The sequence below is a fragment of the Lunatimonas salinarum genome (assembly GCF_017811155.1).
Taxonomy (GTDB): Bacteria; Bacteroidota; Bacteroidia; order Cytophagales; family Cyclobacteriaceae; genus Lunatimonas; species Lunatimonas salinarum.
Window position 1 is genome coordinate 332459 of sequence record NZ_JACVCV010000005.1, and the last position, 18068, is coordinate 350526.

At 46.0% G+C, this 18068-nt stretch carries 16 protein-coding genes and 1 tRNA gene; 6 read left to right on the plus strand and 11 right to left on the minus strand.

What is annotated here, in order from left to right; all coding sequences use genetic code 11:
- Nucleotides 1–292: 292 nt before the first annotated feature.
- The 3 genes from IAQ59_RS08400 to IAQ59_RS08410 all read left to right on the plus strand — a co-directional run bounded on the left by IAQ59_RS08400 (nt 293) and on the right by IAQ59_RS08410 (nt 1113).
- Nucleotides 293–370: transfer RNA gene (locus tag IAQ59_RS08400), tRNA-Met, on the plus strand.
- Between the two features lie 91 nt (nt 371–461).
- Complete coding sequence (locus IAQ59_RS08405; protein WP_245189508.1) at nt 462–662, plus strand: GIY-YIG nuclease family protein; 201 nt, start codon at nt 462–464, stop codon at nt 660–662.
- A 175-nt stretch (nt 663–837) separates the two neighbouring features.
- A complete protein-coding gene (locus IAQ59_RS08410; protein ID WP_209330374.1) occupies nt 838–1113 on the plus strand; it encodes a GIY-YIG nuclease family protein in 276 nt (91 codons plus the stop codon).
- A 182-nt stretch (nt 1114–1295) separates the two neighbouring features.
- Here the strand turns inward: IAQ59_RS08410 and rplT are convergent, their stop codons facing one another.
- From rplT to IAQ59_RS08460, 10 genes are all read right to left on the minus strand, one after another.
- A complete protein-coding gene (gene rplT, locus IAQ59_RS08415; RefSeq protein ID WP_209330344.1) occupies nt 1296–1640 on the minus strand; it encodes a 50S ribosomal protein L20 in 345 nt (114 codons plus the stop codon).
- An 86-nt stretch (nt 1641–1726) separates the two neighbouring features.
- Nucleotides 1727–1921: a 50S ribosomal protein L35 gene (rpmI, locus tag IAQ59_RS08420; protein WP_209330345.1), complete on the minus strand. Its 195-nt coding sequence runs from the start codon at nt 1919–1921 to the stop codon at nt 1727–1729.
- 21 nt (nt 1922–1942) lie between these two features.
- Nucleotides 1943–2494: a translation initiation factor IF-3 gene (gene infC / locus IAQ59_RS08425; protein ID WP_209330346.1), complete on the minus strand. Its 552-nt coding sequence runs from the start codon at nt 2492–2494 to the stop codon at nt 1943–1945.
- A gap of 87 nt (nt 2495–2581) precedes the next feature.
- A complete protein-coding gene (thrS, locus tag IAQ59_RS08430) occupies nt 2582–4531 on the minus strand; it encodes a threonine--tRNA ligase (RefSeq protein WP_209330347.1) in 1950 nt (649 codons plus the stop codon).
- A gap of 123 nt (nt 4532–4654) precedes the next feature.
- A complete protein-coding gene (locus IAQ59_RS08435; protein WP_209330348.1) occupies nt 4655–5344 on the minus strand; it encodes a TrmH family RNA methyltransferase in 690 nt (229 codons plus the stop codon).
- Between the two features lie 69 nt (nt 5345–5413).
- The gene (locus IAQ59_RS08440) at nt 5414–8020 is read right to left on the minus strand and encodes a DNA gyrase/topoisomerase IV subunit A (RefSeq protein ID WP_209330349.1); all 2607 of its coding nucleotides are present in this window, start codon (nt 8018–8020) and stop codon (nt 5414–5416) included.
- 123 nt (nt 8021–8143) lie between these two features.
- Entirely contained in the window at nt 8144–10042 is a 1899-nt protein-coding gene (locus tag IAQ59_RS08445) for a DNA topoisomerase IV subunit B (RefSeq protein ID WP_209330350.1), read from the minus strand.
- A gap of 15 nt (nt 10043–10057) precedes the next feature.
- Nucleotides 10058–10561: a DNA topoisomerase IV gene (locus tag IAQ59_RS08450; protein WP_209330351.1), complete on the minus strand. Its 504-nt coding sequence runs from the start codon at nt 10559–10561 to the stop codon at nt 10058–10060.
- 113 nt (nt 10562–10674) lie between these two features.
- Entirely contained in the window at nt 10675–11580 is a 906-nt protein-coding gene (locus IAQ59_RS08455) for a metallophosphoesterase (protein ID WP_209330352.1), read from the minus strand.
- A complete protein-coding gene (locus IAQ59_RS08460) occupies nt 11577–12335 on the minus strand; it encodes a sialate O-acetylesterase (protein ID WP_209330353.1) in 759 nt (252 codons plus the stop codon). Before IAQ59_RS08460 ends, IAQ59_RS08455 begins: the two co-directional genes overlap by 4 nt.
- 72 nt (nt 12336–12407) lie before the next feature.
- Here IAQ59_RS08460 and IAQ59_RS08465 point away from each other — a divergent pair, with 72 nt between their 5' ends.
- Entirely contained in the window at nt 12408–12989 is a 582-nt protein-coding gene (locus IAQ59_RS08465; RefSeq protein WP_209330354.1) for a phosphatase PAP2 family protein, read from the plus strand.
- 6 nt (nt 12990–12995) lie between these two features.
- On the opposite strand, the gene IAQ59_RS08470 is transcribed toward IAQ59_RS08465, so the two are convergent.
- The gene (locus IAQ59_RS08470; protein WP_209330355.1) at nt 12996–13886 is read right to left on the minus strand and encodes a DUF6807 domain-containing protein; all 891 of its coding nucleotides are present in this window, start codon (nt 13884–13886) and stop codon (nt 12996–12998) included.
- 582 nt (nt 13887–14468) lie between these two features.
- Between IAQ59_RS08470 and IAQ59_RS08475 the strand changes: the two genes are divergently transcribed.
- A complete protein-coding gene (locus IAQ59_RS08475) occupies nt 14469–15926 on the plus strand; it encodes an alpha/beta hydrolase (RefSeq protein ID WP_209330356.1) in 1458 nt (485 codons plus the stop codon).
- Nucleotides 15927–15929: 3 nt separating this feature from the next.
- A complete protein-coding gene (gene rluF / locus IAQ59_RS08480; RefSeq protein WP_209330357.1) occupies nt 15930–16646 on the plus strand; it encodes a 23S rRNA pseudouridine(2604) synthase RluF in 717 nt (238 codons plus the stop codon).
- The last annotated feature ends 1422 nt before the right edge of the window (nt 16647–18068 follow it).

Below are 18068 nucleotides of genomic sequence, written 5' to 3' on the forward strand. Positions count from 1 at the left end.
GGTTAGAGCGCAGGATTCATATCCGCCTAGGCGGACACGGGTTCAACTCCTGAAAATAGTTGGTGTTAAAATATATTAGTCAATTTGGCGAGGTAGCTCAGTCGGTTAGAGCGCAGGATTCATATCCGCCTAGGCGGACACAGGTTCAACTCCTGAAAATAGTTGGTGTTAAAATATATTAGTCAATTTGGCGAGGTAGCTCAGTCGGTTAGAGCGCAGGATTCATATCCGCCTAGGCGGACACGGGTTCAACTCCTGAAAATAGTTGGTGTTAAAATATATTAGTCAATTTGGCGAGGTAGCTCAGTCGGTTAGAGCGCAGGATTCATATCCGCCTAGGCGGACACGGGTTCAACTCCCGTCCTCGCTACTTGGAAGCCCCTTGTCTTGGGGCTTCTTCTGTTTTTATGTTTACCGTATACGTACTCTATTCATTCTCCGCTGACAGGCTGTACATCGGAATGACTGCTGATTTAATCACGCGGTTTAAATTCCACAACATCAAAGCTATCAAAGGCTTCACCACCAGGTTTAGGCCTTGGTACTGCATATTGGTCGAAAATTATCATTCTAAAAATATCGCTCTCAACAGAGAAAAATTCCTCAAATCCGGTAATGGAAGGCAATGGATCAGAAATACCATCCTCCCAATTTACAAATAGCGCAAAACCAAAATTAGCAGACAATTCTAACGCATGTCATTTTTACTGGCTAATTACAAAATAAAAATGAATCGGCCAGGCTGAGCGCAGGATTCATATCCGCCTAGGCGGACACGGGTTCAACTCCCGTCCTCGCTACTTGGAAGCCCCTTGTCTTGGGGCTTCTTCTGTTTTTATGTTTACCGTATACGTACTCTATTCATTCTCCGCTGACAGGCTGTACATCGGAATGACTGCTGATTTAATCACGCGGTTTAAATTCCACAACATCAAAGCTATCAAAGGCTTCACCACCAGGTTTAGGCCTTGGTACTGCATATTGGTCGAAAATTATCATTCTAAAAATATCGCTCTCAACAGAGAAAAATTCCTCAAATCCGGTAATGGGAAATGGGGGCAAGCCCAACCCGGCTGCCAAACCATAACTCTCTGCAATGTTGCACTTGTTTAGTGATTGATGGGCTTTTCCCCTGGCCTGAGCCCATAACTGTTTTCGCCGATCCGGGTTTAATTGAGCAGAATGAGTAGATAGGCGATGGATTATCACTACACAGTTCACTACCTTGGGGACACACAACACAAAAAAAAGCCCTCGAATGAGGGCCTTCTTTATAAAGTAGGTCTGTGCGAAACTTACTTTACCTTTTCAACTACAGCTTTGAATGCGTCGGGATGATTCATGGCAAGGTCTGCCAACACCTTCCGGTTCAGCTCGATATCTGCCTTCTTCAATAACCCCATTAGTTGTGAGTAGGAAACGCCATGTATTCTGGCACCGGCATTGATACGCTGAATCCAAAGCTTACGAAACTCACGTTTCTTAACTTTACGATCCCTGTAAGCATACTGCAATCCTTTCTCATACTTGTTTTTGGCTACGGTCCAAACGTTTTTACCTCTTCCGAAGTATCCCTTGGTGGCCTTTAGCACTTTCTTTCTCCTAGCCCTGGAAGCTACTGCATTTACTGATCTTGGCATAATTTTTAATTTTTAACACTTGGTGCCTCTCGGACTTTTATAACCAAGCATCCGGTGAATAAATAACCTTTGTTTGTTTTGGAAAATTAGATTCTCAACATATCCCGTACCCGGCCTTCATCTGACGTATGTACAAAGCCCATTTTAGTCAGATTCTTCTTCCTTTTTGTAGACTTTTTGGTCAGGATATGGCTTTTGTAAGCATGCTTCCTTCTGATTTTCCCGGTACCTGTTAAGGTAAACCGCTTTTTCGCACTTGATTTTGTTTTTACTTTTGGCATTACTCTATCTGTTAGTTGAAATTATTTCTTACCTGCTTTTGGGGCAACAAATATATTCATCCGTTTCCCCTCCATTTTGGGAAGTTGTTCGACTTGTCCGTATTCCTCCAGTGCCTGTGCAAACTTTAGCAATAACATCTCGCCCCGTTCTTTAAAAACGATGGTACGCCCTACGAAATGTACATAGGCCTTTACTTTCGCTCCTTCTTTGAGAAAGTTAATGGCATGCTTCAGTTTGAAGTCAAAATCATGGTCGTCCGTATTGGGTCCAAACCTGATCTCCTTCACTACCGTTTTTGCCGCATTGGATTTGATTTCCTTCTGCTTCTTTTTCTGCTCGTATTTAAACTTAGCGTAGTCAATCACCTTGCACACAGGCGGTACAGCGGAAGGAGAAATTTCAACGAGATCAAGCCCATTTTCCTCTGCCAGTTTAATAGCCTTGTCCGTAGGCATTACAGCATTTCCGCCTTCGACGAAATCGCCCACTACCCTGACTTCCCTAGCCCTGATTTTGGAATTAACTTTGTATGGCTCTTCTTGTCTCGGAGTATAAGTTCTTTTTCCTCTCAAAATGTTTATGGTTGTTTTTAGATTTAAGCTGCAAATATCGAATAAATTTTGAATTATAAAAAATCCAACATTTTTTTTATACCTTCTTTATTTGCTGAGTGAAGCGTTTATAATGTCCTGAAAATAGGCCACAAAGCCCTCCGTAGTAAAGGTCCCCTGATCTCCAGCACCATGCTTCCTGAGAGACAGCATTCCTTGTTCCTGTTCCTTTTCGCCAACAATGATCATAAACGGTATCTTTTTGACTTCGGCATCCCGTATCTTACGGCCGATTTTCTCATCCCGGTTGTCAATACTACCGGTGATACCCTTTTCATCCAGATGCGACTTTATCTCCTCGGCATAATCCACGTATTTTTCTGATATCGGCAGGATAATCACTTGCTCTGGCGCTAGCCACAAGGGGAAATTTCCCGCACAGTGTTCTATCAAAACAGCGACAAAACGCTCCAGCGATCCAAAAGGTGCCCGATGTATCATCACCGGCCTGTGTCGTTGATTATCCGCCCCTACATACTCCAGTTCGAAGCGTTGAGGTAATTGGTAATCCACCTGAATAGTGCCCAGCTGCCAACTTCTGCCAAGAGCATCCTTTACCATAAAGTCTAATTTAGGACCGTAAAAAGCCGCCTCGCCCAATTCTGTCACAGTAACCAGACCACGTTCCTTTGCCGCCTCTATAATGGCCCGTTCCGCCCTATTCCAAGCCTCGTCCTCTCCGATGTACTTCTGCTTATCCGCAGGATCTCTGAGCGAAACTTGTGCCGTAAAATCATCAAATCCGAGCGCCTTGAATACATACAACACCAAATCGATAACTTTTACAAACTCCTCCTTGACCTGGTCTTGGCGGCAAAAAATATGCGCATCATCCTGAGTAAACCCCCTCACCCTGGTAAGGCCATGCAATTCGCCACTTTGCTCGTACCGATATACGGTACCAAATTCTGCATATCGCACAGGAAGCTCTTTGTAAGATCTGGGTTTACTTTTATAAATCTCACAATGGTGCGGACAATTCATAGGCTTTAGCAAAAAAGACTCGCCCTCGTTGGGAGTCGCAATGGGCTGAAATGAATCCTTGCCATATTTCTCGTAATGACCAGAGGTCTCGTAAAGTGCTCTGTGTCCAATGTGAGGCGTGATTACCTGCTGGTATCCAGACCTATCCTGTTCCTTCTTCAGAAAATTAACCAACCTTTCCCGAAGTAGCGTGCCTTTTGGAAGCCATAATGGCAAGCCCATCCCAACCTTCTCAGAGAATGTAAACAGCTCCAATTCCCTGCCTAACTTTCGGTGATCCCGCTTCTTTGCTTCTTCTAGCAGGGTAAGGTACTCCTGTAGCTCCTTGGCCTTGGGGAAGGTAATCCCATAGATTCGCGTGAGCATCTTGTTCTTCTCGTCTCCGCGCCAATAGGCGCCGGCAATGTTCAATAGCTTAATCGCCTTGATAAATCCCGTGTGGGGGATATGGGGCCCCCGGCACAGGTCTACAAAGTTGCCTTGCTCATAAAAGGTAATGGTACCATCTTCCAATCGCTCCAGCAAATCGAGCTTGTATTCGTCGCCTTTGGCTTTAAAATATTCAACCGCCGCCGGCTTCGCAACGTCCTTTCGAATATATTCATTTTTCTTCTTGGCCAGTTCTGCCATCTTGGCCTCGATTTTTTCCAACTCCGCCCCGTCAAGTGGCTTGTCTCCGAAATCAACATCGTAGTAAAATCCGTTTTCAATCGGTGGACCAATACCAAATTTGATACCCGGATAGAGTGCTTCCAATGCTTCTGCCATCAAGTGGGCAGATGAATGCCAAAAAGTGGACTTGCCCTCCCGGTCATTCCACGTCAGCAATTCAATGGATGCGTCGGTTTGCAGTGGCCGGGTGGCATCCCATACCTCCCCGTTTACTTTTGCCGCTAGCACGTTCCTCGCCAATCCCTCACTGATACTAGTGGCAATCTGCAAGCCAGTACTTCCCTTTTCAAATTCCCGAACTGAACCATCGGGAAACGTAATCTTGATTTCTTGATTAGACATCTAACTTTTCGTTTTGGTAATAGCGTCCTTTACAAACAGGCGCGTTCAATCTTCCTGCAAAGATGGCAATTGCCAACGGCTTTTAAAAGAAAACGCTTGATCCCATGAGGAATAATAGCTGTATCACGGTATTTGATTTGATCCGAAAAAAGCATTCCGATGTATCTCTGCATTTTTGACAATTTCCTGATACCAACGATACCTCAAGGCTTCTTTTTCCGATTCCTTCAAGAAAAAACCTTCCGGCCAGCTTCCTCTAAGCTTTGCCAAAAAATCGTATAAAAAAACCGACGCGGTAACAGAAATATTAAAGCTTTCGGTGAATCCGTACATAGGAATGTGGATGAGGCCATCCGCTTGCTTGATCACGTCTTCACTGACTCCCTCATGTTCGTTGCCGAACACCAAGGCGGTTTTACGGTCTGGGAAAAACTCTTGGATGGACAGACTCTCACTCCGCGGACTGGTAGCTATAATCTGATACCCCTGGCTCCGCAGGTGGTCAAAACAGGTGCTAACAGGAGATCCGGCCAGCTCTGCATATTTATGGACATCAACCCACTGGGCTGCACCCCTGGTCACGTAGGGATTGATCTTATAGGTATTAGCCTTTTCTATCACATGCACATCCTGAATGCCAAAACAATCGGCGGTACGTAATACGGCTGATGCATTATGCGGTTTGTAGATATCCTCCAAAACGACCGTAAAATACCGGGTGCGGGCCGTAAGCACCTCCTCGATCCGTTCAAGCTTATGGGGCGTAATGTAGTTTTTAAGGTATGTCAAAAACCGAGATTCTATGGCATCCATGTAATTCGCTTTGTTATTCCACCGATACGAGGCATCCAACCAAAAACCGGCGTCATTTCACTGTTCATGCTAAAAAAGCCCCAACTGATCATCGGAGTCTTCTTCTTCGTCCTTCTTGATTTTAAAATCCAACGTAGAACCAACTTCCAATTCTTCATCCGCCTCTTCCCCTGAATCGTCCGAAGCACCACTGAGCAAAACCACGTCGTCTATCGGATAGGAAGACAGCTTGTTTCCAATTGCCTTCCAGCCCTTTACATCTATCAGCATATCCAAGTCGTACTCATGTTCCTCGATTTCCTTGCCCTTCTTCAGGACCACTTTTACTTGCGGTTGCTTATCGGTAGAAACAATCTTTAGGTAGGACTGACGATGGTCAGAAATCGCATTGAACTTCTTGTTCATCGTACTGGTTTCGATAACGAAACGCTTTACATAGAAGGCCTTTGCTGCACCGTCATAGTAAACGGCTGATATCACTTTCGCAGGATCAAATTTCTCAATCAGCAACACCTGAGATGATTCATAGCGATTGGTAAGCTCAAATGAGGTAAGCTCGTAGTCTCCGCTTTTATAAAAAACCAATATCCTATCCTCTCCAAGGAAATTCCCGATTTTCTTGCCCCGCTGATCGGTATTCAGGCGTCCTATGGCGGAATCGTAGTAAATATCCAACCCACCGAGGGTAGATGCCCCCTGCATTTTAAATTGAATTTTCCGTACCGGATATTTGGTGAGGATGTTGCCAGCGGCTCCGCGCCCCTTGATCTCTATGGCACTAAAGTCAAAATCGAATACTTTCACCCGCGCCTTAGACCCTTGGGTCAAGCTAACAGACACGACCTCTGCTTCGCCATTTGGATTGGCCGTGAGATACAAAACCTTGGAACCCTTTGTTCCCTTTGTTAGATCGTATTCGCGATCCCTGGTCACTGCCAAAACCTGAAACCGCTTTACCATGGTTCTGCCGGACGCTCCGTCAAGGTAAATCAGGTTATACACCATCCGCTCGTCGCCCTTCCGGAATATCCCAACATGAATAATATCCTTTCCCACAAAGCCCTTTTCCTGAATTCGGGTTACCACGCACACCCCGTCCCTCCGGATTACGACCACATCATCCAAATCCGAACAGTCGCATACAAACTCGTCCTTTTTAAGTCCATACCCCACAAATCCATCTGATCGGTTGACATATAGCTTTGCGTTATTGGCTGCGACCACGGTGGCCTCTATTGTATCAAAGGCCCGGATCTCGGTTTTCCGCTCACGCCCTTTCCCGTATTTCTGCAGCAGGTTACCGTAGTAGCTGATGGCATAGTCGGTGAGGTGATTTAAGTGATGGTTGACCTCTGCCAGCTCGTCCTGAAGCCTGCGCATCAGTTCATCGGCCTTAAAGGCGTCAAACTTCGAAATGCGCTTGATCTTAATCTCTGTCAGGCGGATAATATCCTCCGTGGTGATCTCTCGGTAAAAATCAGGTTTGTAGGGATCCAGTCCGCGATCAATCGTTTCCAAAACCGACTCCCATGTGGTACATTCTTCGATGTCTCGGTAAATCCGGTTTTCTATAAATATCTTTTCCAGGGATGAAAACAACAGCTTTTCCATCAACTCCCCCTTACGGATTTCCAATTCCCTTCGCAGAAGCTCTCTTGTCAACTGCGTATTGTAAGCCAGCATGTCGTTTACCGAAAGAAAAACAGGTTTTTCTTCTACAATCACACAGGCATTGGGGGAAATGCTAACCTCACAGTCAGTAAAGGCGTAGAGTGCGTCGATGGTCATATCGGGAGACTGACCGGGTGCCAGTTGAATCTGTATCTCTACATCTTTGGCTGTATTATCCACTACTTTTTTGATCTTGATTTTCCCTTTGTCGTTTGCACGAATAATGGAATCAATCAGAGAGTTGGTCGTAGTCCCAAAGGGAATATCTTTGATAATCAATGTCTTATTATCCCCTTCCTCAATTCGGGCCCTGACTTTTACCCTACCGCCGCGAAGGCCTTCATTGTATTCCGAAAAATCTGCCAGACCTCCGGTGGGAAAGTCGGGCAAAACATTGGTCTTTTCACCGCGTAAGATACTTATAGAGCCTTCGATCAGCTCACAAAAATTATGGGGCAGTATTTTGGTGGACAAACCTACCGCAATTCCCTCTACCCCTTGCGCCAAAAGTAGTGGAAACTTAACCGGTAGCGTAACAGGTTCCCGTTTCCGGCCATCGTAAGAGAGCTGCCATTCCGTTGTCTGTGGATTAAACACAACCTCCAACGCAAACTTGGAAAGTCGCGCCTCGATATACCGGGCCGCCGCAGCACCGTCTCCGGTACGCACATCGCCCCAGTTACCCTGCGTTTCGATCAAAAGGTCCTTTTGTCCCAAATTCACAATGGCATCACCGATAGACGCGTCTCCATGGGGGTGATATTGCATGGATTGGCCAATAATATTGGCTACTTTATTGAATCGCCCATCGTCCATTTCCTTCATCGCATGCAGAATCCGGCGCTGAACGGGCTTTAATCCATCCTCAATCGCTGGCACTGCTCGCTCCAGTATGACGTAGGATGCATAATCCAAAAACCAATCTTTGTACATGCCGGTCACCGGCACAGAATCATGCAGACTATCTCCTCCTTTACCTTCTAGCTCATTTTGCTCTTCACTCATGTAATATTTTCTGATTTTGATTTACCAAGCAGGTCAGTTAAACCGATCCTACCGAAATCCATTTTATCCTCAATTAATCACCCTTAATCGCTTTTGCTGCCTAGGATAGGAAATGAAGTGGTTCTAGGCTGCCTCGCTGTCCTCTTCTCCCTGCGCCTTCCTAGGGTCATCCAGTGCCAGGTCTTTTTCAATTCTCAGGTTGTCAATGATGAAAGTCTGCCGGTTGGGTGTGTTTTTGCCCATGTAAAAGCTCAACAACTCGCTGATCTTGGTCTCTTTATTGAGAATGATGGGATCGAGCCTAATCTCGTCGCCGATAAAGGTACCAAACTCCTCGGGCGATATCTCCCCGAGTCCCTTGAACCGGGTGATCTCTGCACTTTTGCCCAACTTGTGGATGGCCCGTTGCCGTTCCTCGTCGGTGTAGCAATAGATGGTTTCCTTTTTATTCCTAACCCGAAATAGCGGGGTATCCAGGATAAAAAGGTGCCCGTTTCGGACCAAATCCGGGAAAAACTGCAGAAAATACGTCATAATCAACAGCCTGATATGCATGCCGTCCACGTCCGCATCCGTTGCAATTACGATTTTCCGATAACGTAGCCCTTCTATTCCATCTTCTATATTCAACGCGTGTTGAAGCAGGTTGAATTCTTCGTTTTCGTAAACCACCTTTTTGGTCATCCCAAAGCAATTCAACGGCTTTCCACGCAGCGAAAACACGGCCTGGGTCTGTACATTGCGGGATTTGGTGATGGAACCGGAAGCTGAGTCCCCTTCGGTGATAAACAGCATAGTGTTATTTCGCAGCTCTTCGTCCGCTTTTTGGTCGTCGTAGTGCGCCCTACAATCCCGTAGCTTTTTATTATGCAGATTGGCCTTCTTTGCCCGCTCGTTAGCCAGCTTCTTAATACCGGAGATTTCCTTTCGTTCCCGCTCTGACTGAAGGATTCGTTTGAGGAGCGCATCGGCCACTGAGGGGTTTTTATGTAAGTAGTTGTCCAGCTCTGTTTTTACAAAATCATTGACGAAGGTCCGTAGCGTCGGACCATCTGGACCCACGCTTTGTGAGCCCAACTTGGTCTTGGTCTGGGATTCAAAAACCGGTTCTTGAACCCTTACTGCCACTGCCGCTACCACCGACTGCCGAATATCCGAGGCATCATAATCCTTCTTGTAAAATTCCCTTAGCGTCTTTACGATTGCCTCCCGAAAAGCTGCCAAGTGGGTGCCTCCCTGAGTGGTGAATTGACCGTTTACAAATGAATAATATTCTTCGCCGTACTGATTGCTGTGGGTGATGGCCATTTCTATATCCCTACCCTTTAGATGAATCACGGGATAACGGATCTGATCCTCATCCACCTTTCGCATCAAAAGATCGTACAGCCCCCGCTCCGAAAAGAACTTCTTTCCGTTGTAATTAATGGTAAGGCCCGCGTTCAGGAACGCATAATTCCATATTTGATTCTCTAGGTACTCGGGAATGAAATGATAATTTTTAAAAACCGTAGAGTCCGGGGTAAATACCACCTTGGTACCATTTCGCTCTGATGTCTTCTCCAAGGGCCGGTCTTCTTTTAGAATCCCTTTCTCAAATTCGGCAACCTTGGTTTCACCATCCCGGAATGACTGTACCCGGAAATACTCCGAAAGGGCATTTACCGCTTTGGTACCCACGCCATTAAGGCCCACCGACTTCTGAAAGGCCCCCGAATCATACTTACCTCCTGTATTTATCTTGGAAACACAGTCTATGACCTTTCCAAGTGGAATTCCCCTGCCGTAATCCCTAACTTCCACAAGGTGTTCGGAGATCTTTATGTCGATTGTGCGCCCATACCCCATCATGTGTTCATCGATGCTGTTATCCAGCACCTCTTTTACCAACACATAAATACCATCATCTTGTGCACTTCCATCCCCCAATTTGCCAATATACATACCCGGACGGAGCCGGATATGCTCCCGCCAATCAAGGGATTTGATGCTATCTTCGGTGTATTTTACATTTTCTGCCATTGCTGTTCGTTTTTGCTACGATAAAGCGGAACCAGACCTAACCTGCTTGATCTTGACGGCCAATATTACAAAGAGTGCGACAATCCAAGCGACAAATAAAGCCGGTACCAGGTAAAAAAAGACATTAAATTCCTCGCTTTTGATTTCATGTTGGTTGGTGATACTGTATAGATAAAACACCAGTGCCACGGTAGAAATATTGACAATCCCCGTGAACGAATAAATCCAAGACAGCACCTGTTCCCTGAACGGGTCTCCCTTCGGAAATACACGCTTTAATGTAAGGGTGTATTGCATCTCTACCAGTTTTGCAGGCAGTATCAGCAAAACGTTGGAAACCAAAAACAACGCCACGGTAAGGTAAAAGAAGCTATCCTTACTGAGTTGCTTTAGAGGTAATCCCCGGTCAGAGAGCTCATACGTGACAAATTCCGGAGAGGCGGAATACATATACATAAAAGCAATCAGAAAGAAAACGACACTCAGAAAATAGAATGCCTTGGATAATCTTGCGTACATAGTTTGAGGAATTAAGCCGCTAATATAAATATTAATACGGTTCCATGAGGCCCCCATTGGCAAAGCATCGCCCAGTTGACGCATTTCCAGTGGTTTAGCACCGGCATTTTTTTCTACCTGAAGGGCAGTACCCGGTCCTCTTGCTTTCCAATCCCCCTGATCTGTAAGCGATCGGAATAAACATCTACCACCGCACCCAAGGCATCTGTGGGAGACTCCACCATCCCGTAGAAGGTTAGGTGGTGCACTCCATCATCCAACACATAATTGCCCCCATGATGATGACCTGAAAAATAAGCTACCACTCCTGGAGATGCCGCAATCATTTGTATAACCTCGGTATGGTTGAGTAATTGTAGCCCATTTTCCGGTAAAACCGGGTAATGGCAAAACACGATGGTCTTGACCCCTTTCCTTTCCCCCGATTTCAACCGTCTTTTAAACCAGTTTAATTGCTTCTTCCCAATACCTCCATTCCAAGGTTTGGCATTGTTGGCACCTGCTGCTTCCAAGCCTTCCAGTAAAGCTCCCGCTTTTATATATCCCTTGGAATCCTTGCGGTGTCCATCCAAACTGACGTCCATCCCATTCAGTACTACAAACTGTATATTGCCCTGCGTAAAAGCGTGATATCCTTCGGGGTTTCCCAAGAGTGTGGGCACTTTCTCCTTGTGTTCATCAGCGATGCTATAATCATGGTTTCCAAATACGTGGTACAGCTTGGCACGGCTATTTTCAAGTAATGCCATAGGCTTTTCAAAACTGGCGAAATCTTCGTCAATAAGGTCCCCTAGGTTGACCGTAAACGATAAAGTATGCTTGTTTAACTCCTTTATGGTATTATTCAGCGTGGCTAACGTTCCCCGGTAATTGCGTAAACCTACCTGATCTTTGTCAGCATATTGAACGTCTGTGATTACACCAAACGAAAACTGGGGAGATGTTACCTGCTGCGTATATGCGGGATGACTCAAAGCGACCATACCAACTAGTATGAAAACAATGGAAAGAAATCTCATCGGATCAATTTTATCATTTCTTTAGCGTATCGTTTACCTAATTTGAGCTGGCTTTTGGTATCGAAATGGACCTTATCAAACGTCTTCGTTCCTTTAGAAGACGCAACTCCCGTGCGACTAACCAAATTAGGTAAACGCCTAATCAATTGGTTAAACGCCTCTCTTCCTGCCTGGTCCTCCGCAATTTCACCTGCGACAAAAGGTAATTCCGGTAACTCTAGATCTGTTCGTATCTGAGTAATCAAGGTTTGTAGACTAACCAAGTAGGTGTCTAGTTTACTTAGGTCCGATTCGCCTTGATGCCAGATAACGCCCTTTATTACCCCAAAAGTGGAAGCCTCTCTTGCCTTTTGTAGTAGATCTTGGTAAAAGGGTGTACCGGGCATCCACTCTGCTATCGCACTGCCACCCCGGGCATTTACCACCAATCCCACCTTCGCATCAGATTTTTTTGACATTTGGCGAGCAAAGGAATAAGCAGGGCTCAACCGCTGCATGCTCTCTTCCTTTCTGATGGATGAATACAGGTTTAATGGATTCTTTGCTGGAACCCAAGGGGTTATGTCATCTCCCGTAAACAAGAAGACTCCGGATATTTCTCCGGTAAGATTCGAGGGTACCTCGGCACGTCCTGCCATGTTCGATTGGCCTATCGCCAAGTAAATGTCCATAGTGGCCGATGACTGCTGCGCGGAAAGCATGTAAATGGGCCCCAAAAGCCAGCAGATAACTAAAATCACCTTCAAAGGTCGCATGAATCCAAATGGTTTTTTTTGAAAGATAGGTATATGCCTGTATATTTAAAATAATTTTTCAATCAGCCCCCCATGAACCAACCACTGGCACTGTTTCTCTCCCGTTTGGCACACCCTTTGGTCATCCTGACGTTGTTCGTCTTTTATAGCAACCTGAGGCTACAGGAATTCGACGCTGCCCTTTACACCATCTCCGGGATGTTGGGCATTACCATCATTCCTTTGATCGTATGGAACTGGATCAAGTGGAAGCAAGGGGTATATGCAAATTTCGACGTGTCCATTAGAGAACAGCGGTTTTCGATGTTTGGCGTTATCTTTCTCCTTGCCGCCATTTTGGTGGCTTTCTTGCACCTAAGCGATCAACCTAAAGAAATATTCCTTGGGTCTCTCCTGCTGATTCAAGCAATACTCCTTACGTTTTTACTGAATTTTCGGCTCAAGTCTTCATTGCATCTAGCCGTATGTTCCTACCTCGCAATGGCCATGCTTCCTTTACATGTTCCGATGGCCTTGGGATTAATCGCCTTGGCACCCTGGCTGGCCTGGGCGAGGGTGAGTTTAGGCCGTCACCATTGGAGCGAAGTCATTGCGGGTAGTCTGGTTGGGACGGGATCCGGCGTCCAATTACTCTACCTAACCGACTATTTATGAGAGATATCATTTAGTATAAGTATCAAAATACTTGGCTATTTCAGCCTGTACATGGTCCCCGCTATGTACCAACACCCTGTATTTCAACTTGACCACCTCTCCCTTTGAAAGGTGTGTAGCTGTATCATTTTCAGGCCAATACATCGGAGTGGGTGAAAAAAAACCGTAATCCCGCGTAAACCAAGGAGAGGGGTACCAGGCATTTGATGGATGCTGCATGATGGCCATCCCCTCTATTCCGTCACCACGCTTACCGTAAAAATCCATCCATGGAGACTGCTTTCCGAAGGTCTCCTTCTCTCCCTTCTCCCCTTCCGCATTGATGAGGGTACCTCCGTTGACCACGGCTAAGTCTGGGTCCATTCGGCCACTAAAAAGCGAATGATTGGTCTTTTCGATGACTACATCCTCCAGCATTTCCATGTCTACCTCAAAGTCAATCTGAAACACCGACGGGGAAGGGCTGCTGATAGTGATCTTTCGGATGTCTTTGATGGGTGCGTTCGCGCCCGGTCTCGTCCAGACCGTTTCATTATGAATCACCACCTGATCGTCCATCTTTTGATCAATTTCTGCTCGGAGGGTTACTATTTGTCCCCTGTCCAGGCCCTCCTGCCAGTAATTCCCCCCATTTACTTTGTCGCAACCGAAAAAAAGTGAACTGTGATGGGGGTAGGTTCCGTTTCGTTTAGATGTCACGGATGCACCAGAGGGACCGTTTACGGGATAGAAAAAGGGGTATTTTTCATTTGATGCAAAATGATAACTGGTAAAAAAGAGGTTGCCTATATAGATATCGATGCGGTCACCTATCTTTTCTGCCCTGATTTTCTGTTGCCCAAAGGAAGGTAAAACAAGCACACAAACGACAAGTAAAAGCAAGGGTAGTTTCTTCATGGGTAGATTAGGATTTAGTATGCGGCTCAAAAATAGCAAATATTGGATGGGGAGAAAATTCCATGGACAGAAAATTCGATTCAGGTTTGATGCGAAATTAATCCACCGTTGGATATATGTGCATACTTTTAGCCAATATACGCTTTCTCTGAAATAAGACCATCCACTAGCCGTATCTTCGAGACAGTAACTGGTTAATTTTTAAACCATATTTTATATTATCTATGCTTTTTGCAAAAAAATCAGTTTAAAAAAAGGGCATAAAAAAAGGAATCTCTGTCAAGATTCCTTTAGGCTGGGTTTATTATAACTGACTAACAGCTATTATTATTTCGTTATTATTGATTTAATTATTCGTTTTGAATACTAAAATCGCTTAAACATAGTAAAAATATGGCACTATACAATATTATCGGAAAAATATTTCTCCAAGTTTGTCTTTTGGATAATCAAACGAACCATATAGTTGAGCATTGGTTTTTTTAAAGGCTTCAGATTAAATTATTTTAATTAATCCGGTAATTTTATATCCGGAAATTGGGAAGTTTCCCGTTGTCACCTAGAAAACATGCCAAACCAACCATGAGACACCTTTCATCTCATCAGCCATTCCTTCCCATTAGGCCTAAAATGCTTTACTTGGGATTATTTCTGTGCCAATGCTTACTTTTCTTCGATTGCAGGTCACTCCAAGCACAGGCAGAGCTAAGCGGCAGCTGGGAGGGAACGCTGGACTTGGGATTTCAAAAACTGCCGCTGCTTTTTCATTTTGATAAGGATTCAGGAGAATGGCGGGGAAAAATGGACAGTCCAAGCCAAAGTGCACTTGGAATTAAGGCATCCAAAGTCTTGTTTGACGGCATGATGCTGCTGCTTGAAATCGACGCATTAAGTGTGTCCTTTGAGGGCCTGTTACAAAATAACGTCATTCAGGGTCAGTTTACACAGAGAGGGTTCAAGCTTCCGCTTAATCTGTCAAAGACCAACGGCCTATCGGCACAGCCCTTGAGCCTGAACCGGCCTCAAGAACCCAAACCTCCTTTCCCCTATGAAACCATGGAAGTAACCTTCCTTTCCGGACCTGAAAAAACTGCGCTGAAAGGAACGATCACCAAGCCCTCCGGAAACGGCCCCTTTCCTGCGGTCGTACTGGTAAACGGGTCGGGACCGCAGGATCGAAACGGAGAATTGCTCGGGCATAAACCATTTTGGGTAATAGCCGATTTTCTCACCCGAAAGGGCATGGTGGTCTTCCGATACGATGAACGGGGCGTGGGCCAATCAGAAGGAAACTTTAAAGGCACGACCAGCCGGGGATTTGCGGACGATGCAAGAGCTGCGCTGGAAAGGCTCCCCTATTACGAGTTTGTGGACCATGCGCGCATTGGCCTCATCGGACATAGCGAAGGCGGACTGATTGCTTGGATGCTTGCCGCAGAACAGCGTCCCCTGCCTGCCTATATCCTTGCCCTCGCGCCTCCCGTAGTGCCCATCGCAGACCTCATGGAAAGGCAAACGGAGGATGCCATCCGGGCAACGGGCGCTCCAGAAGAACTGATTCAATCTCAAAAAGCCTTTAACGGAGCCCTTTACCAAGCAATCGTCACCGCTGATGACACCACCTCAGCCGCTATATCCATGGAAAAGGTACTACGACAACAGGGAGAACAATCCGGCCTCTCTGGCACCTCGCTACAGGAGCAGGTAAAGGATCAACTGGCCAACTACCGGCAGCTGTTGGATCCATGGTTTTTCCATTTCATCCGTACGGATCCCCAAGTGCTTATCAAACAGATTCAAGTGCCCATCTGGGCTGGCTTTGGCGGCAAAGACGTACAGGTCAACGCAGCGGAAAATCATGCGGCTTTAGAAACGGCCCTGGTCAATCAGTCCCGTCACACTGTCATCACATACCCTGACCTAAACCACCTGTTTCAGACTGCTCAAACTGGGGCTGTATCTGAGTATGCTGAAATTTCCGAAACCTTTAACGAGGCTGTGCTGAATGACATGGCCGATTGGATCCTTGAAAGAAAGTAAGCCATGGCCACGCGGATCAACAAATACCTTAGCGAAATAGGATTCTGCTCACGGCGGGAAGCCGATCGACTGATCGAAGAAGGCAGGGTGAAAATTAATGGACTGGTACCGGAGATGGGCACCAAGATTCAGTCAGGCGATCAGGTGACGGTAGACGGAAAACGCGTAAACCCAACCGATGAAGAACACGTGTACCTGGCCTTGAATAAACCTGTCGGGATTGTCTGCACCACCGATAGGGCAAATGAAAAAGACAACATCATCGACTTTATCGGCCACCCACGCAGGATTTTTCACGTCGGCCGATTAGACAAACCCAGCGAAGGGTTGATTTTGCTCACCAGCGACGGGGATATCGTGAATAAAATCCTCCGGGCAGGGAACAACCATGAAAAGGAATACATCGTGACCGTAAACCGGCCCATTGACTCCGACTTCATTCGCCAAATGGGCGGGGGTATACCCATCTTGGATACCGTAACGGCACCCTGCCAAGTCCGTCAGCTGGGTAAAAAAACCTTCAATATCGTACTTACCCAAGGGCTAAATCGACAGATCCGGAGAATGTGTGCCTACTTGGGCTACGAGGTGGTCAAACTGAAACGTATCCGCATCATGAATATCCGACTAGATCTTCCGGTAGGCGAGTGGCGTTACCTAACCCCGGAAGAACTGGCCGAAATCCTGCGTTTGGTGGCAGATTCAAAAAAAACGGTATGATTCATTTAACCAACTCCGAAAGTTACCACCTAAAAAGCTCCATTTTTCCGTACCCCACTTCCCCCTTGATGGTATGTAAAGCTCCGTGATCCACCCATAGAGCCCCCCAATCACCGATATTTATCCCTTGTCTTAAAAATTAATAAGCACTTACTTATCGGAATAGGGGCTGGTAAGATTCGCAAACATTCACGATTTCGTTTTATCACTGACACCCAAAAAGCGTTGCAACCATATTGTCGGATGAAGTCCCCAACCCCAAAAGGGTGGCATGTTTATAGCCCCGGGTGTCAAATCCCTGGGGCCAAAAAGCTCCTTCTTCCCAAGTTTTGGCCGCCTACCCTGTTCATGGTGCCATCCCCCTTTCGCCAAAACCCGGGGATGGTTGGGGTGGAGGTAGACGGTTAGATGTGAGACATGAGATTTTTAGGAGACATAAGATTTAGGACATAAGACGTAAGACTCGCAAATCTTTCGATCCTACATCCCATCCAGCACCAAAAATCCGAAGCGATACTAGGACGTTAGATATGAGATTTGAGGCCTTAGACCTGAGAAATAAGACATAAGATTCGCAAACATTCACGATTTCGTTTTATCGCTGACACCCCAAAAGCCTAGCAACCATATTGTCGGATGAAGTCCCCAACCCCAAAGGGGTAGCAGGTTTATAGCCCCGGGTGTCAACCCGGGGGCCAAAAAGCTCCTTCTTCCCAAGTTTTGGCCGCCTACCCTGTTCATGGTGCCATTCCCCTTTCGCCAAAACCCGGGGATGGTTGGGGTGAGGTAGACGGTTAGATGTGAGACATGAGATTTTTAGGAGACGTAAGATTTAGGACATAAGACGTAAGACTCGCAAAACGTTCGATCCTACATCCGGTCTAAAACCAAAAGTTTCGAAGCGACCCTAATCTCAGCCAATGCACTCCCCGTCATTGCGAGGCTTGAAGATATGCAGTAATTCAGATACGGAGTAGGATACAAACGGAATCGTTCAATAGGTTGATAAGTAGTATCAAGCCGAAGCAATCTCCTTGAGGAGACGTAAGATTTAAGATATAAGACATAAGATGTAAGACTCGAGAAACTATCGATCCCACATCGCCGTCTGAACCCGCGAATTAAGATTGCTTCGCTCCTACGTCGCTCGCAATGACGGGTCTTACCGAAGCAATCCACTTTAGGAGACATAAGATTTAAGACGTAAGACTCGCGAAGGTTTAAGATCGAGATAGTAAACAGCTCGGTCCAACGATTCGACAGTCCTACGATTCAACAAAAAAACGAAATTGCTTCGCTTCTGTGTCGCTCTACGATCTCGGGCTGATCTTATCAATGTCGGTAGAACTACTTGCCGACTTAATCCGAATATTTTGTATATTCAACCCATGCAAGCCACGCCACGGAACATTAACCCCTTTA

Coding starts and splice junctions, on each gene's coding strand:
- IAQ59_RS08475 (WP_209330356.1), top strand. CDS start 14,469: ATGAGACACCTTTCATCTCATCAGCCATTCCTTCCCATTAGGCCTAAA.
- IAQ59_RS08470 (WP_209330355.1), bottom strand. CDS start 13,886: ATGAAGAAACTACCCTTGCTTTTACTTGTCGTTTGTGTGCTTGTTTTA.
- rplT (WP_209330344.1), bottom strand. CDS start 1,640: ATGCCAAGATCAGTAAATGCAGTAGCTTCCAGGGCTAGGAGAAAGAAA.
- IAQ59_RS08410 (WP_209330374.1), top strand. CDS start 838: ATGTTTACCGTATACGTACTCTATTCATTCTCCGCTGACAGGCTGTAC.
- IAQ59_RS08440 (WP_209330349.1), bottom strand. CDS start 8,020: ATGAGTGAAGAGCAAAATGAGCTAGAAGGTAAAGGAGGAGATAGTCTG.
- IAQ59_RS08455 (WP_209330352.1), bottom strand. CDS start 11,580: ATGAGATTTCTTTCCATTGTTTTCATACTAGTTGGTATGGTCGCTTTG.
- rpmI (WP_209330345.1), bottom strand. CDS start 1,921: ATGCCAAAAGTAAAAACAAAATCAAGTGCGAAAAAGCGGTTTACCTTA.
- IAQ59_RS08405 (WP_245189508.1), top strand. CDS start 462: ATGACTGCTGATTTAATCACGCGGTTTAAATTCCACAACATCAAAGCT.
- rluF (WP_209330357.1), top strand. CDS start 15,930: ATGGCCACGCGGATCAACAAATACCTTAGCGAAATAGGATTCTGCTCA.
- IAQ59_RS08450 (WP_209330351.1), bottom strand. CDS start 10,561: ATGTACGCAAGATTATCCAAGGCATTCTATTTTCTGAGTGTCGTTTTC.
- IAQ59_RS08445 (WP_209330350.1), bottom strand. CDS start 10,042: ATGGCAGAAAATGTAAAATACACCGAAGATAGCATCAAATCCCTTGAT.
- IAQ59_RS08460 (WP_209330353.1), bottom strand. CDS start 12,335: ATGCGACCTTTGAAGGTGATTTTAGTTATCTGCTGGCTTTTGGGGCCC.
- IAQ59_RS08465 (WP_209330354.1), top strand. CDS start 12,408: ATGAACCAACCACTGGCACTGTTTCTCTCCCGTTTGGCACACCCTTTG.
- IAQ59_RS08435 (WP_209330348.1), bottom strand. CDS start 5,344: ATGGATGCCATAGAATCTCGGTTTTTGACATACCTTAAAAACTACATT.
- thrS (WP_209330347.1), bottom strand. CDS start 4,531: ATGTCTAATCAAGAAATCAAGATTACGTTTCCCGATGGTTCAGTTCGG.